Source organism: uncultured Methylobacterium sp., from assembly GCF_964242245.1.
Lineage (GTDB): Bacteria > Pseudomonadota > Alphaproteobacteria > Rhizobiales > Beijerinckiaceae > Methylobacterium.
In genome coordinates this window covers 35,924-49,994 of record NZ_CAXTBY010000020.1, presented here as the reverse complement: position 1 = coordinate 49,994, position 14,071 = coordinate 35,924, and the positions used below count along the sequence as shown (strand labels likewise).

The window sequence follows — 14,071 nt, the reverse complement described above, 5'->3', positions numbered from 1 at the left end:
GTGTAGCCGTTGCGGCGCTCCCATTGCAGGTTGCCGATCCACAGGGTGACGCGGGCGAGTTCGGCCGCATACGCCTCGATCTCGAGGCCGCGGACGGCGTCGAGGCCGACGCGGGGCGGAACCTGCGGCACGCCGAGCCGGTCGGCGTCGAGCAGCGCGCGCAGCTCGATGTCGCGCAGCGCATGCAGGGCGACGTACAGGAAGTTGCCCGAGCCGCAGGCCGGGTCGAGCACCCGGAAGGCTGCCAGCCGCGCGAGGAAGGCGTCGCGGAGCGCGGTGGCGCGGGCGAGCGCGGCGTCGCGGCGCTTGGCGATGTCGGCGAGCGCCTTGCGGCGGCCCGCCTCGCCGGCCCGGTAGGCGGCGGCGCCCGCCTCCATCGCGAGGGCGGCCGCCTCGTGGACGGCCTTGCGCTCCGCGTCGGCGGCGTCCATCGCGTCGGCCTCGCCCCGGATGGCGGGGAGCGCCGCCGCCCATTCGGCCGCCAGCGGCCGGATCACCACCGGCTCGACGATCTTCAGGATCTTCTCGCGGTCGGTGTAGTGGGCGCCGAGCGCCGCGCGCCGGCCGGTGGTCTTCAGGGCTTCCTCGAACATCGTACCGAACACGGCCGGGTCGATGTTCGACCAGTCGTGCTCCCGGGCGGTGCCGGCGAGCAGATCGAGGTCGGCCCGCTCCAGCGGCAGCGCTTGCGCATCGTCGAACAGGCCGCCGTTGAACCAGCGCACCACGTCGGCGCCGAAGAAGCCGCCGGTGCGCATCGTGGAGAACAGGCCGTCGAACTGCGCCTTGGCTTGCGCCGGCTTGAAATACTCCACCCGCGAGAGGGCCAGCAGCAGCCGGGTGAACAACCCCTTGGGCAGGATCTCCGCATCCTCGGCGAACAGGCAGAAGATCAGGCGGTTGAGGAAGTGCGCCACCGCCTGCGGCTCGTGCCCGCGCTCCTGCAGGCGCCGGCCGAGATCGCCGAAGCGCGTCGCGACCTTGGCGGTGAGTTCCTGCGGGCTCAGGCCCGGCCGCAGCGCGTCCGACCCGCGAAACACCTGCCGGAGTTGGTCGAGCTTGGCCGGCTCGCGCAGGTCGTCGAAGCCGTAGGTCAGCGTGCGGCGGACCGTGTTCGTCCAGTTGGTGTGGACGACGATCAGCTCCATGTCGCAGACCACGAGGTAGGGCGGGTTCTCCAGATCCGGCGCGTAGATCTGGAGCTGGCGCAGCGCCGCGCTCAGGTCCTTGTGCTTGCCCTTGTACTCCCAGCCGAAGCAGCCGCGCCGCCACACGTCGGCCCAGCCGTCGCCGCCGCCGACCTTGGTGGCGCCGCGCTCGAAGCAGTAGCTCGCGCCGAGCGGGTCGGCGTCGGTCGGGTTCGGCTCGCCGATGAGCGCGCAGAGGTCGTTGAAGTGGCTCTGCGCGCCCTGGCGCTCGCGGAGCTCGCTCCGGCCCCACTTCTCGATGAACGCGGCTGGTGTCATGAGACCCGGGCGGTGCTGGAGTCCTGGTTCGTCACGCTATCGCACGCGCATCAACGGAGCGTTTCCCGGAAGCGGGACCGCGAAGGCTTCGGGCCACGGGGACGTCCTGGCGCCGCCCGCGTCGTCCGGAGGGCTGCACCGCGATGATCCGGCACGCCGATCCTACGCCGCAGCCGCCGGCGTGCCGACGATCTTCGGGCGCGACCGGGCCGAACACCACAGGTCGCGCACGCGGACGCAGGCGCGGAGGACCGGCAGGACCGCCCGCGCGACGCGGATCTGGCCGGGGAGGTCCTGGACCCCGAGCGGATGATGCGCGAGCCGCGGGCTGGCGCGCTCGGCCTCGGCGACCGCCTGACCGGGCAGGGCGATCGCGGCGAGCCGCCCGGCCTCGTCCGGCGCAATCGCGAGGCGGCGGGCCCAGCCCCGCGTCGTCGCGAGCCGCCCGTCCGCGTGCAGGCGGCGCAGTCGCCGGCGCCAGAGGTAGCGGATCAGGGCGCGCGGCACCGCTTCGAGCCGCGCGTCGCACAGGGCGCCGGGGTCCTCGCAGCGGGCGCGGATGGTGTCGGCGACGCCGCCGGCCGCCCGCCCGGTGAGGCGGGCCGAGACGAACACCATCACCGCCGGGTCGTGGCGCACGCGGAACCCGTGGGCGCGGAGGGCAGCCACGAAGGCGCCGTCCTCGCCGAGGGGGATGTCCGGCATGCCGCCGACCCGCCGGTAGGCGTCGAGACCGACGGCCAAGCTCGCGCCGATGGTGATGCGGTGGCACGGCCACGGATCGTTCGGATCGGGATCGATGCGCGCCTCGGCTTCCGTGAGCAGCGCGTCGTAGGCGTCCTCCAGCCGCCCGCGGGCGTGGAGGAAGGCCGGCAGCAGGGCGGCCTCCTCGGGAATGAGCTCGACGCGGCCGGCGACCGCATCGGCACCGGCCGCCCGGGTGCGGAGGTTGCGCGCGACCCAGTCCGGCGGCACGCGGCTGTCGGCATCGGTGGAGAGGATCGTGCCGGCGGACCCGAGCCAGCCGGCGGCCGCGTCCATCGCGGCCCGGCGCGCCCAGCCGGCATGGGCGCCCGCGAACACCGCCTCGATCACCCGCACCGGCAGCGACAGCCGCGGCACGAGGTCGGCGACGACCGCCGCGGTGCCGTCGGTGCAGTTGTTCAGGAACAGCACGAGCCCGAGGCTGCCGGGCCGCAGCCCGGTCTGGGCGTCGATGGCCGCGAGGCAGGCCGCGATGCGCTCGGCCTCGTTGCGGACGGGTACGGCGATCACCGCATCGGGGCCTCGGCCCGGGGCCCTCCCCGACCGGGCCGCCAAAGCCACGACTCCGTCAGCCATCGCCATCCCCCGACCGGCACGCCTGCCTTGAAGCCAAGCTTCCTATCGGGGACCGGGGCCGTCCTGTCGAGGGTTACCGCAGGCGTATCAAAGGCTCAGGCGGCCGCCTCGATCTCCCCGCTGACTTCGAGCCACTCCTCCTCCGCCGCCGCCAGAGCTGTCACGGCATCCGCGCGCATCTTCGCGATCTCGCCGGCCTTGGCCGCGTTCTCGCGGAAGGCCGAGCCGTCGCCGAGCGCCGCGTCGATCTTGGCGATGGCCGCGGTGAGCCGCTCCATGCGCGCCTCCAGCCCTTCGAGCCGCTTGCGGAGGGGAGCGAGCGCGGCGCGGCGCTCGACCGCCGAGCGACGCGCCTCCGCCGGCCGGCCGCCGGCAGCGTCCGCCTCGCGCGGCGCGTCGCGCTCGGGACCGGCGAGCACGAGGCGGCGGTAATCGTCCATGTCGCCGTCGAAGGTCTTCACCGAGCCGTCGGCCACCAGCCACAGGCGATCGGCACAGGCCTCCACCAGGAAGCGGTCGTGGCTGACGAGGATCACGGCGCCCTCGTAGTCGTTGATCGCCGCGACCAGCGCCTGCCGGCTCTCGATGTCGAGGTGGTTGGTCGGCTCGTCGAGGATCAGCAGGTGCGGCCCGTCGAAGGCGGCGAGCCCCATCAGCAGGCGCGCCTTCTCGCCGCCCGACAGTTGCGCCACAGGCGTGTCGGCCTTGTTGGCCGGGAAGCCGAGGCGGGCGGTCGCCGCCCGCACCCGCGCCTCGGGGGCGTCCGGCATCAGGCTGCGCAGGTGCGCCACCGCGCTCTCGGCGGGGCGCAGCTCGTCGAGTTGGTGCTGGGCGAAGTAGGCGACCTTCATCTTGGACGAGCGGCGCAAGTCCCCAGAGAGCGCGTCGAGCCGGCCGCCGATCAGCTTGCAGAAGGTCGACTTGCCGTTGCCGTTGGCACCGAGCAGCGCCACCCGGTCGTCGGGGGCGAGGCTGAGGTTCAGGCCCGACAGCACGATGCGGTCGGGATAGCCCGCCTGCACCCGCTCCATCGCGACGATCGGCGGCGCGAGGGGTCTTTCCGGGCTCGGCAGGTGGATCACCGGCACGTCGTCCTCGATGAGCCCTGCGATCGGCACCATCCTGGCGAGCTTCTTGACGCGGGACTGGGCTTGGCGCGCCTTCGTGGCCTTGGCCTTGAACCGGTCGATGAAGCTCTGGAGGTGGGCGCGCTCGGCGTCCTGCTTCACCTTGGCCTTGGCCTGGAGCACCCGCTTCTCGGAGAGCTGGCGGGCGAAGCTCGTGTAGCCGCCGCGGTAGATCGTCAGCTTGCCGCGATCCAGATGCAGGATGTGATCGACGGATTCGTCGAGCAGGTCGCGGTCGTGGCTGATGATGATCGCGGTGCGCGGGTAGCGCTCCAGGTAGTCGTAGAGCCAGATCGTGCCCTCGATGTCGAGGTAGTTGGTCGGCTCGTCGAGCAGCAGCAGGTCGGGCTCGGAGAACAGCACGGCGGCCAGCGCCACCCGCATCCGCCAGCCGCCGGAGAAGTCGGCGCACGGGCGCCCTTGCGCCGACGCGTCGAAGCCGAGGCCGTGCAGGATCGCCGCCGCACGAGCCGGCGCGGAATGGGCGCCGATGTCGACGAGCCGGGTCTCGATCTCGGCGCGCCGCAGACCGTCGGCGCCCTCCGCCTCCACGATCAGCCGGGCGCGCTCGGTGTCGGCGGCGAGGACCACGGCGTGCAGCGTCTCGGGGCCGGCCGGCGCCTCCTGCGCCACCGCGCCGATGCGCATGCCGCGGGGCATCGACACCGCGTTGGCCTCGATCGGCCACTCGCCCAGGATCGCCTTGAACAGGGTGGTCTTGCCGGCGCCGTTGCGCCCCACGAGGCCGACGCGGGCGCCCTCGGGAATCGCGAAGCTCGCGCCGTCGAGGATCAGGCGCTCGCCGATGCGGAGGGTGAGGTCGTTGACGCGGAGCATGGCCCGCGTTCTGGCGAGGCCGGGGCACGGTGGCAAGCGGCCGGGGTTGGGAGGCGTCTCAGGCCAGCTCCCACGCCGCCGGCTCGGCCATCAGCTTGGCCACCAGCGCGTGATTCAGCTCGTGCCCGGTATGGACGGCGGTGAGGCGCCCGAGGATCGGGCGCCCGGCGAGCGCGAGGTCGCCCACGAGGTCGAGCACGCGGTGACGCACCGGCTCGTCGGGCACGCGCAGGCCGCCGATGATGGTGCCGCGCACGATCATCGCCGCGGAAGCCACGCCGCAGCCCTGCAGGAGGGGCTTTCGGGCGGCGAAGCCGTAGGCGCGCCCGAGCATCGCGCGCCAGTAGCGGCCGAAGCTCCGCGCCGGGGCGATCTCCGCGAGGAAGCCATCGGGCGTGATCGCCCCGGACCAGTCGAGCGGGCCGAAATGCGCCAGGGCGAGGTGGGCGCTGATCCGGAGGCCGTCCCCCGGCTCGATGCGCAGCCTCCGCCTTCCGTCGACGACCTCGACCGGGGCGAGGACCCGGATCGCTCGGCGCGGAACCGCGCCCTCCGCCCGGCCCGCCTCGCGGATCGCGCGGCACCACGGCACGGCGCTGCCGTCGAAGATCGGCAGCTCCTCGGCGTCGATCTCGATCAGCGCGTCGTCGATGCGGTGGGCGTAGAGCGCGGCAAGCAGATGCTCGACGGTGCGGATCAGCGGCCCCTCGGGCGAACGGAGCGCGGTGCAGAGCGGCTGCCTCTCACGCAGGTGCCAAGAAGCCGGCACGTCGACGGTGCGGCCGCCGGGGAACGTTCGGCGGAAGACGAGGCCATGGTCCGACGGTGCCGGGGCCACGCGGACGGTGGCGTGCCGCCCGGTATGCAGCCCGCGCCCGGAGCGGACGAACGCGGCGGCCAGCGTCGCCCTGTGGCCGGTATCCGGCAGGCCGGCGTCCGCCTTCGGTTCCGCGGGCGTTCGGCCGAGGCGCGACATCGCGGTCGTGCTCACGCGTCGGGGCGGAGACGACGAGGCCGCGCAAGTCGGTCGTCGCAACGGTGCGGATTCTGCACTTCTGGGGTCCCAGGGTCCGGCCGCGAATGCGGTCCTATGGGCTACGATAGGCCTTGATCTGAAAAATCACAGTTTCGCGCGCGGCGCCGATCACGCGATCGACGCCGCGCAGCCGCGGGTCAGATCGCAAGGACGTGGGCACCATCCACGCCGATCGTACCCGCTCGGCTTGACCGGTGGCGACCCGGTCGTCACGATCCTTTGACAAGCTTCACGACGTCGACGCCCCGGATCGGGCCGGGCGCGCGGCTACCCGGTCTCCCCGCGTCGCGGCGGGCGCGGCGTATCGCGAGGGGACGGTCTTCCAATGGCGCGGCTTTCGACCATTCCGTTCTTCAAGGAACCGGGCATCGAGCTCGGCCCCTACGAGACCCGCTGCCACTGGCGGCGGTTCGACGAGAACGAGGTGCTGGTCGATTTCGACGACGTATCGACCGACGTCTACTTCCTCGCTACCGGCGAGGTGCGGATCCTCAACCGCTCGCAATCCGGCAAGGAGGTGATCCTGGGCGAGATGCGCGGGGGCGCCTTCTTCGGGGAGCTGGCGGCCCTCGACGGGGTCGCGCGCTCGGCCAACGTCACGGCGCTGACCCGCGGCGAGGTCTGCGTCGTGCCGGCCGCGGTGTTCCGGCAGATGGTGTTCGCCTCCGAGCCCATCGCCGACCGCCTGTTCCGGCTGCTGACCAAGCGGGTGCGCGAGTTGAACACCCGCCTGATGGAGCACGCGCTGCTGGATCTGCGCCACCGCCTCTACTCCGAGCTGCTGCGCCTCTCGGTGCCGCGGGCGGGGGGCGGGGACGAGCGGGTGGTGACGCCGCCGCCCTACCATCACGTGCTCGCCGCCCGCATCGGATGCCGCCGCGAGCAGGTGACCCGCGAGTTCACGGTGATGGCGAGCGAGGGCCTCGTCGACCGCACCCGCGGCGCCCTGGTCATCCGGCGGCCGGACCTGCTGGAGGCCCGCGTCGCCGAGGCCCTGCGCGAGGACGGCTAGGACGCGCACCTGCGCAGGTCCGGCAGCGGGTTCGATTCTCATCCCCTGTGGCGCTGCCGCCGATTCCGCTCGCGGTCGAAGGCCGGTAGCCTGAAACGCTCAGCCCACGCGGACGCCGTGCCGGATTCGACCTCGCCCACGCCCCTGATGCGCATCGTGCGGCTTGCGAAAACCTTCGGGACGCAGGCGGCCGTCGCGGACGTGTCGCTCGACCTCGCGGCTGGGGAGTTCTTCTGCCTGCTCGGGCCGTCCGGCTGCGGCAAGAGCACCCTGCTGCGCCTGATCGCGGGCTTCGAGGCGCCGACCTCCGGCGCGATCCTCCTGAACGGCGGCGACCTGAGCGCGCTGCCGCCGCACCGGCGGCCGGTGAACATGATGTTCCAGTCCTACGCGCTGTTCCCGCACATGAGCGTGGCGCGCAACGTCGCCTACGGCCTCGACGGGCTCGGGCTCGCCCGCGCAGGAATCGCCGGCCGGGTCGCAGCCCTGCTGCGCCTCGTGCGCCTCGACGGGTTCGGGGATCGCGCGCCGGCCACCCTGTCCGGCGGCCAGCGCCAGCGGGTCGCGCTCGCCCGGGCGCTCGCCCGCGAGCCGCGGGTGCTGCTCCTCGACGAGCCGATGGCCGCCCTCGACCGATCCTTGCGCGAGGAGACGCAAGGGGAACTGCGCGCGCTCCAGCGGCGGCTCGGCACCACCTTCGTCGTCGTGACCCACGACCCGTCCGAGGCGATGACGCTCGCCGACCGCATCGGCGTGATGGACCGCGGGCGCCTCGTGCAGGTCGGCGCGCCGGCGGAGCTCTATCGGTGCCCGGTCACGCGCTTCGTCGCCGGGCTCCTGGGCGACGTGAACCTGATCGCGGGTCGCCTCGGCGCCCACGAGCCCGGGCCGGTCCGCGATGTCGAGACGGCGCACGGCCCGATCCGCGCCGCCGCGCCGACCGCGTCGATCGAACCCGGCGCGGCGGTGGTGGTTGCCGTGCGGCCGGAGCAGGTGGTGCTCGGGACGGATGGGCTGCCGGGCATCCTGGCGGAGGAGACGTTCCTGGGCGACCGCATCCGCCGCGTCGTCCGCCTGAGCGACGGGCCGTCGATCCGAGCGACCGCCGCACCGGGGGAGGGGGCCCCGCCGGTCGGCGCGGCGACGCGGGTCCGGTTCGCGCCCGACGCCGCAACGATACTGCCTGCATGACCGCCTTCGCGACGGAACGGGACGCGGATCTGTGCGCACCATCGGCCTCCAGCGTCGGGCGTCGTGCCTGGGCGGGACTCGACCGACCGCACGAAGCACTGCGCGGCCTCCTCTCCCTACACATCTCGGATGTCCAAGTCGGGCAGGCCCGACTTGGATGGGAGAAGGGGTCCGCGCCTCGCTCGGCGACGGCGCACGGCCTCCGGCCGAATGCCCGCGACGCTCGGACATGACCGGGCCGCCGAGCACCAGGAGACTTCAGGCCCTCGTCCGGCTGCCGCCGTGGCTCTGGCTCGGCGCGTTCTTCCTGGTGCCGTTCGCGATCACCCTGAAGATCAGCCTGTCCGAGCCCGCGACCGCGATGCCGCCCTACCTGCCGGTGCTCGACTGGCAGGGCGGCCTGGAGGGCTGGTCGAGCTTCCTCGACGCGCTGAGTTTCGACAACTACGCGACGCTGGCCGGGGACGCGCTCTACCGCGACGCGGCGCTGAGCTCGGTGGCCTACGCGCTCGCGGGAACCGCGATCCTGGTGCTGATCGCGACGCCGCTCGCCTACGCGGTCGCCCGGAGCCCAGCGCGGTGGCAGCCGCTGCTGGTGGCGCTGATCGTCGTGCCGTTCTGGACGAGCTTCCTGATCCGCGTCTACGCCTGGATCGCCCTCCTCAAGCCCGAGGGTCTCATCAACCTCGGGCTGACGCGCCTCGGGCTGATCGAGCGGCCGCTGGAGATCCTGAGCACCCCCGCCGCGGTCCTGATCGGCCTCGTCTACGCCTACCTGCCGTTCATGGTGCTGCCGCTCTACGCGGTGCTGTCGCGTCTCGATCCCACCCTGCGCGAGGCGGCCTCCGACCTCGGCGCCTCGCCGACCCGGGTGTTCTGGAGCGTGACGCTGCCGCTCGGCCTGCCCGGGCTCGGTGCCGGCGCGCTGCTCTGCTTCATCCCGATGGTCGGCGAGTTCATCATCCCCGACCTGCTGGGCGGCTCCGACACGCTGATGCTCGGCCGCGTCCTGTGGTCCGAGTTCTTCTCCAACCGCGACTGGCCGCTGGCCTCGGCCGTCGCGATCCTGCTGCTGCTGATCGTCGTCGGCCCCGTGGTGCTGTTCCGCGAGGCCGCCAGGGATTCGGCCGAGGCGGGACGCGGGGAGGGCGGGCGGTGACGGCCGTCACGCGGACGGCCCTCGGACTGGGCTTCGCCTTCCTCTACGCGCCGATCCTGGTGCTCATCGCCTACTCCTTCAACGCCTCGGCGCTGGTGACGGTGTGGGGCGGCTTCTCGACCCGCTGGTACGGCGTGCTGGTCTCCGACGCGCCGCTCCTCGCGGCCGCCTGGGTGTCCTTGCGCGTCGCGGCCCTCGCCGCGGCGATCGCGACGCTGCTCGGCACGCTCAGTGCGCTGGCGCTCGTGCGCCACGGGCGGTTTGCCGGCCGCACCCTGTTCACCGGCCTCGTCACGGCGCCGATGGTGATGCCGGAGGTGATCACCGGGCTGTCGCTGCTGCTGCTGTTCGTCGGGATCGGCCTGGAGCGCGGCCTCGTCGCGATCGTGATCGCGCACGCGACGCTGGGCACCGGCTTCGTCGCCGTCGTGGTCGCCGCCCGCCTGCGCGGCCTCGACCGCGACCTGGAGGAGGCCGCCGCCGACCTCGGCGCCGGGCCGATGCGCGTCTTCGCGACGGTCACCCTGCCGCTCGTCGCGCCGGCCGTCGGAGCCGGGTTCCTGCTGGCCTTCACCCTATCGCTCGACGACCTCGTCATCGCGAGCTTCGTCTCGGGCCCGGGCGCCACCACCCTGCCGATGCGGCTCTACAGCCAAGTGCGGCTCGGCGTGAACCCGGAGATCAACGCCGCCTCGACCCTGCTGATCGCCGCGGTCGGCCTCGCGGTGGGCGCGGCGACGTGGCTCGGAGGGAAGCGGAACGGTCCGTAGGGGTCAGGCCAGCGCCACCGTGTAATCCGCCTCCGTCTTGGCGCGTATATCCTCCTCGGTGACGCCGTCGGCGCGTTCGATCAGGCGCATGCCGCCGTCGCCGTGCTTGTCGATCGCGAACACGCCGAGATCGGTGATGACGAGGTCGACCACGCGGGTTCCGGTCAGCGGCAGGTCGCAGGCCTTGAGGAGCTTGGGCGCCTCGGTGCCGTCCTTGTTCCTGGCCACGTGCTCCATCACCACGACGACGCGCTTGACGCCGGCCACGAGGTCCATGGCGCCGCCCATCCCCTTCACCATCTTGCCGGGGATCATCCAGTTGGCGAGATCCCCGTTGCCCGCGACCTGCATGGCGCCGAGGATCGACAGGTTGATGTGCCCGCCGCGGATCATCCCGAACGAATCGGCCGACGAGAAGTAGCTCGTCGTCGGCAGCGCCGTGATCGTCTGCTTGCCGGCGTTGATCAGGTCCGGGTCCTCCTCGCCCTCAAAAGGGAACGGCCCCATGCCCAGCATCCCGTTCTCGGACTGGAGCTGCACCGACATGCCCTCGGGAATGTAGTTCGACACCAGCGTCGGGATGCCGATGCCGAGGTTGACGTAGAAGCCGTCCTCCAGTTCGCGGGCGGCGCGCGCCGCCATCTGCTCGCGGGTCCAGGCCATGGTTTTGCTCCTTCCAACCCTGATCAGATCTGGCCGCCGTCGCCGCCCGCCGTAGCGGCGGAAGCCTCGGCGCGCTTGCGCACCGTGCGCTGCTCGATCCGCTTCTCGCGCACCGGCACGTGGATGATACGCTTCACGTAGATGCCCGGCGTGTGGATGGTGTCCGGGTCGATCGTGCCCGGCGGCACGAGGTGCTCGACCTGCGCGACGGTCACCTTGGCCGCGGTCGCCATCATCGGGTTGAAGTTGCGCGCCGTCATCCGGTAGGCGAGGTTGCCCTCGGTGTCGCCGGTATGGGCGTGGACCAGCGCGAGGTCGGCGAACAGCCCGCGCTCCATCACGAAGTGCTCGCCGTCGAACGCGCGCACCTCCTTGCCCTCGGCGACCTTGGTGCCGACGCCGGTCTTGGTGAAGAAGGCCGGGATGCCGGCCCCGCCCGCGCGGATGCGCTCGGCGAGCGTCCCCTGCGGGTTGAACTCGATCGACAGCTCCCCGCCGAGATACTGCCGAGCGAACTCCTTGTTCTCGCCGACGTACGACGAGATCATCTTGGCGACCTGCCGCGTGTCGAGGAGCTTGCCCAGGCCCACGCCGTCGATGCCGGCGTTGTTCGAGACGATGGTCAGGCCCTTGACCCCGGATTCCCGCACCGCCTCGATCAGTTCGTCGGGAATGCCGCACAGGCCGAAGCCGCCGCACATGATCATCATGTCGTCGCGCAGCAGCCCGGCCAGCGCCGCCGTCGGATTCGCGTGGACCTTCTTCATCGAACTCACCCTCCCGGCCGCGCGGCCGCCCCGAAACGCGCGTGACTGCTGTCCCCGATTCCCGCGCAGCGGTCCAGCGGCACGCGGCGCCCACCGTGGTCCAGCCAACGAACCACAGCCGCGCGTCCGGCAAAAGCGGCCCGGGCAGACAAAGCCCATCGGAGCGGTTAAGGAAATCACCGGAACGATCCGGTGCATGACGGCGGGGCAAGCCTGAAACATCCGGCACCGCTTCCGCGTGCCGGGTCCGGCCGCAATCCCTCGTCGCGTCCCGCCGCGGTCGCGATGCGTCCGCACGGAGTGCAATGTCGCCGCGCCGCCTCATCGCCGCCCTCTGCCTCGCGGCGCTGGCCGCCGCCGGAACCGGCGCCGCCACGCTGCCCTGGCCCGTCGGCACCCCGACGGCGGCGGCCTTCGTCAGCCACGGCCTGGGGGCTTACGGCCTCGCCCTCGTCGCCGAGGGTCCGAGCGCGATGACGCTGCTGCCCCTGCCGCGCCTCAGCTTCAGCCGGACCCGCCTGACCGGCACCCGGCCCGGCGCGCCGGCGCTGATCGAGGGCGGCAGCCTCGTGCTCGAACTCAGCCCGCTCGCCCTGCTCTCGGGGCAGTCCGACATCGGCAGCCTCATCCTCGATCGTGCGACGATCCACCTGCCGGGCGGTGCCGACGACCGCTGGACGGAGCCGGTGCGCCGCCTCGTCGGACGCGTCGCGCAGGGCGGCTCGGCCCATCCGCGCCGCATCACGCTGACGCGCGCGACCCTGGTCTCGGCCGAGCCGGGCGGCGGCGCGCAGGACGTCGACCTCACCCTCGCGTGGCCGTTCTGGAGCGCCACCCTCGACGCCGCCGCCGACCTGACGTGGCGCGGGGCGCGCACGAACCTGACGCTGGCGGGCGTGCGTGCGGCCGACCTGATGAACGGGGCGGCCTCGCCCTTCGCGGCGGGCGCGACGTGGCCCGGCGGAACGCTCTCCGCCACCGGCAGCGTCACCGCCGCCGGCGGCCTCGCCCTGGCCGGGCAGGGTCGGGTCGAGACGCGCTCGCTGCCCGAGACGCTCGCCTGGATCGGCGCCGAGGTCGCGCTCGCTCCCTTCATCCAGGCCTTCGCCCTCGACGGGCGCTTCGAGGCCGCCGGGCGCACCGTGTCGCTGCCGAGCGTGCGCGCGACGCTGGGCAGCGACGTGCTGGAGGGCGCGGGGTCCGTGAGCCTGGGGGGAACCCGCACCGCGGTCCAGGCGACGCTGGCCGCCGAGCGCCTGAACCTCGCGCCGCTCGTCGGCGCTCTCGTGCGGATGTTCGGCCCGGAGGCGGGCGAGGCGGGCGCGCCGGCGCGCCCGGTCGCCCTGGCGCCGCTGACGGGAGGCGACCTCGATCTGCGGATCTCGGCGACGGAGAGCCGGATCGGCCCCGTCGTGCTGGAAGACCTCGCGGCCAGCGTCCTGGTGCATCCGGGCTCGGTGGAGGTCGCGCTCATCCGCACCGGCATCCAGGGCGCGACGCTCAAGGGCCGCGTGGCGCTCGCCGCAGGGGGCGCGGACGGTGCCGAGACGGAGGTCAAGGCGCAGGGCGCCTTCGACCGCCTCGACCTCGGCGCGCTCCTCATCGATCTCGGCGAGTCACCCTGGGTGCTGGGCGGCACGCAGGGACAGTTCACCCTCGACAGCAGCGGCCGCGACGTCGCCGACCTCGTAGCGCACGTGGCCGGGCGCGCGAGCTTCGCCATCGACGGCGGCGTGATCGCCGGCCTCGACCTGACCGACGTGATGCATCGCAACGGCGCCGTCGCCCCCGGCGCGCTGGCCCGCCGCAACGGCCGCACACCCTTCGAGCGCGCCGCGGTCGCGCTGAAATTCGCAGACGGCATCGGCGAGATCGGCGATGGCTCCCTGAGGGCGGCGAGCCTGATCGGCCTGCTGCGGGGACAGATCTCGCTGCCCGGGCGCAGCGTCCGGGCGCGGGCGGAGATCGGGCCCAGGATCACGGGCACGGATGCGGCTCGGCCCGTCACGGCCTTCGAGATCACCGGTCCCTGGGACGCCGTCAGCGTCCGCAGGGCGCGAGGGGGCACGGACGCGGACCGCGAGGACGCGCCAGCGTCCCTGCACCTGCCGGCCTCGGCGGTCATCCCCGGTGCGGCGCGGGCCTACGCGCCCTGAGCGGCAGGGCCCGCATCCTCGCGGGCCAGCGCCCGCCAGCGCAGCACCAGCGCCTCGAACGCCGCGAGATCGTCCAGGCCGAGCTGCCCCAGCGTCCGCTCGACGTAGGCCGCCTGCGCCGCGAGCCCGCGTGCGGCCAAGTCCGCACCGTCGCCGGTCAGGTGGAGGGCGTGGGAGCGCCGGTCGCCCGGACTCGCGCGGCGCTCGACGAGCCCCGCCTCGACCAAGCGGTCGATCAGCCCCGAGACATTGCCCTTGGTCACGTAGAGGCGGCCGGCCAGCTCCTGCTGGGTCAGGCCTTCCCGCTCGGTGAGCGTGGAGAGCACGTCGAACTGCGGAATCGAGAGTCCGATGGCCCGCAATTCCGCGCCGATCGCCGCGGTCACCCGGCGGTTCAGGCGGACGAAGCGGAACCAGACCCGCAGGGAATCGGCGGGTTCCGGGCTCGGCACGGCGGGACGGGAACGCGGCATCACGGAGGGAGGCTATAGCAGACCCGAGCCGATCGGCGAGTGGCGCCGGACCAAGCCGCGCTGTATAGCCGGA

Annotated in this window: 12 protein-coding genes; 5 read left to right on the top strand and 7 right to left on the bottom strand. The window is 73.1% G+C overall.

Features of this window, described 5'->3' with window-relative positions; all coding sequences use genetic code 11:
- From ACFE8Y_RS07245 to ACFE8Y_RS07230, 4 genes are all read right to left on the bottom strand, one after another.
- Window positions 1–1,466, bottom strand: a 1,466-nt coding sequence (locus ACFE8Y_RS07245) for a DNA methyltransferase (RefSeq protein ID WP_375463720.1), incomplete at its 3' end; no start/stop codon positions are given.
- 162 nt (window positions 1,467–1,628) lie between these two features.
- Window positions 1,629–2,807 carry a glycosyltransferase gene (locus ACFE8Y_RS07240; RefSeq protein WP_375463719.1) on the bottom strand — a complete coding sequence of 393 codons (1,179 nt, stop codon included), beginning with the start codon at window positions 2,805–2,807 and terminating at the stop codon, window positions 1,629–1,631.
- Window positions 2,808–2,902: 95 nt separating this feature from the next.
- Window positions 2,903–4,771, bottom strand: coding sequence for an ABC-F family ATP-binding cassette domain-containing protein (locus ACFE8Y_RS07235; protein ID WP_375463718.1), 1,869 nt, complete (start codon window positions 4,769–4,771; stop codon window positions 2,903–2,905).
- Window positions 4,772–4,829: 58 nt separating this feature from the next.
- Entirely contained in the window at window positions 4,830–5,762 is a 933-nt protein-coding gene (locus tag ACFE8Y_RS07230; RefSeq protein ID WP_375463717.1) for a UDP-3-O-acyl-N-acetylglucosamine deacetylase, read from the bottom strand.
- Between the two features lie 370 nt (window positions 5,763–6,132).
- Between ACFE8Y_RS07230 and ACFE8Y_RS07225 the strand changes: the two genes are divergently transcribed.
- From ACFE8Y_RS07225 to ACFE8Y_RS07210, 4 genes are all read left to right on the top strand, one after another.
- Complete coding sequence (locus ACFE8Y_RS07225) at window positions 6,133–6,819, top strand: Crp/Fnr family transcriptional regulator (protein ID WP_375463716.1); 687 nt, start codon at window positions 6,133–6,135, stop codon at window positions 6,817–6,819.
- Between the two features lie 147 nt (window positions 6,820–6,966).
- Window positions 6,967–8,010, top strand: a complete 1,044-nt coding sequence (locus tag ACFE8Y_RS07220) for an ABC transporter ATP-binding protein (protein ID WP_375463721.1) — start codon at window positions 6,967–6,969, stop codon at window positions 8,008–8,010.
- A gap of 229 nt (window positions 8,011–8,239) precedes the next feature.
- A complete protein-coding gene (locus tag ACFE8Y_RS07215) occupies window positions 8,240–9,169 on the top strand; it encodes an ABC transporter permease (protein WP_375463715.1) in 930 nt (309 codons plus the stop codon).
- Window positions 9,166–9,939 carry an ABC transporter permease subunit gene (locus ACFE8Y_RS07210; RefSeq protein WP_375463714.1) on the top strand — a complete coding sequence of 258 codons (774 nt, stop codon included), beginning with the start codon at window positions 9,166–9,168 and terminating at the stop codon, window positions 9,937–9,939. The genes ACFE8Y_RS07215 and ACFE8Y_RS07210 overlap by 4 nt, the downstream gene beginning before the upstream one ends.
- 3 nt (window positions 9,940–9,942) lie before the next feature.
- On the opposite strand, the gene ACFE8Y_RS07205 is transcribed toward ACFE8Y_RS07210, so the two are convergent.
- Together ACFE8Y_RS07205 and ACFE8Y_RS07200 are read right to left on the bottom strand one after the other, a co-directional pair.
- The gene (locus tag ACFE8Y_RS07205; RefSeq protein WP_375463713.1) at window positions 9,943–10,602 is read right to left on the bottom strand and encodes a 3-oxoacid CoA-transferase subunit B; all 660 of its coding nucleotides are present in this window, start codon (window positions 10,600–10,602) and stop codon (window positions 9,943–9,945) included.
- A gap of 23 nt (window positions 10,603–10,625) precedes the next feature.
- Window positions 10,626–11,369, bottom strand: a complete 744-nt coding sequence (locus ACFE8Y_RS07200; protein ID WP_375463712.1) for a CoA transferase subunit A — start codon at window positions 11,367–11,369, stop codon at window positions 10,626–10,628.
- Between the two features lie 305 nt (window positions 11,370–11,674).
- Here ACFE8Y_RS07200 and ACFE8Y_RS07195 point away from each other — a divergent pair, with 305 nt between their 5' ends.
- Window positions 11,675–13,525, top strand: a complete 1,851-nt coding sequence (locus ACFE8Y_RS07195; protein WP_375463711.1) for an AsmA family protein — start codon at window positions 11,675–11,677, stop codon at window positions 13,523–13,525.
- Here the strand turns inward: ACFE8Y_RS07195 and ACFE8Y_RS07190 are convergent.
- The gene (locus tag ACFE8Y_RS07190; RefSeq protein WP_375463710.1) at window positions 13,513–13,998 is read right to left on the bottom strand and encodes a MarR family winged helix-turn-helix transcriptional regulator; all 486 of its coding nucleotides are present in this window, start codon (window positions 13,996–13,998) and stop codon (window positions 13,513–13,515) included. The genes ACFE8Y_RS07195 and ACFE8Y_RS07190 overlap by 13 nt on opposite strands.
- Between the last annotated feature and the right edge of the window lie 73 nt (window positions 13,999–14,071).

Bases quoted from the DNA above. Each gene is read 5' to 3' on its own strand.
- ACFE8Y_RS07240 (WP_375463719.1), bottom strand. From the start codon at position 2,807: ATGGCTGACGGAGTCGTGGCTTTGGCGGCCCGGTCGGGGAGGGCCCCG.
- ACFE8Y_RS07235 (WP_375463718.1), bottom strand. From the start codon at position 4,771: ATGCTCCGCGTCAACGACCTCACCCTCCGCATCGGCGAGCGCCTGATC.
- ACFE8Y_RS07225 (WP_375463716.1), top strand. From the start codon at position 6,133: ATGGCGCGGCTTTCGACCATTCCGTTCTTCAAGGAACCGGGCATCGAG.
- ACFE8Y_RS07220 (WP_375463721.1), top strand. From the start codon at position 6,967: ATGCGCATCGTGCGGCTTGCGAAAACCTTCGGGACGCAGGCGGCCGTC.
- ACFE8Y_RS07215 (WP_375463715.1), top strand. From the start codon at position 8,240: ATGACCGGGCCGCCGAGCACCAGGAGACTTCAGGCCCTCGTCCGGCTG.
- ACFE8Y_RS07205 (WP_375463713.1), bottom strand. From the start codon at position 10,602: ATGGCCTGGACCCGCGAGCAGATGGCGGCGCGCGCCGCCCGCGAACTG.
- ACFE8Y_RS07200 (WP_375463712.1), bottom strand. From the start codon at position 11,369: ATGAAGAAGGTCCACGCGAATCCGACGGCGGCGCTGGCCGGGCTGCTG.
- ACFE8Y_RS07195 (WP_375463711.1), top strand. From the start codon at position 11,675: ATGTCGCCGCGCCGCCTCATCGCCGCCCTCTGCCTCGCGGCGCTGGCC.
- ACFE8Y_RS07190 (WP_375463710.1), bottom strand. From the start codon at position 13,998: ATGCCGCGTTCCCGTCCCGCCGTGCCGAGCCCGGAACCCGCCGATTCC.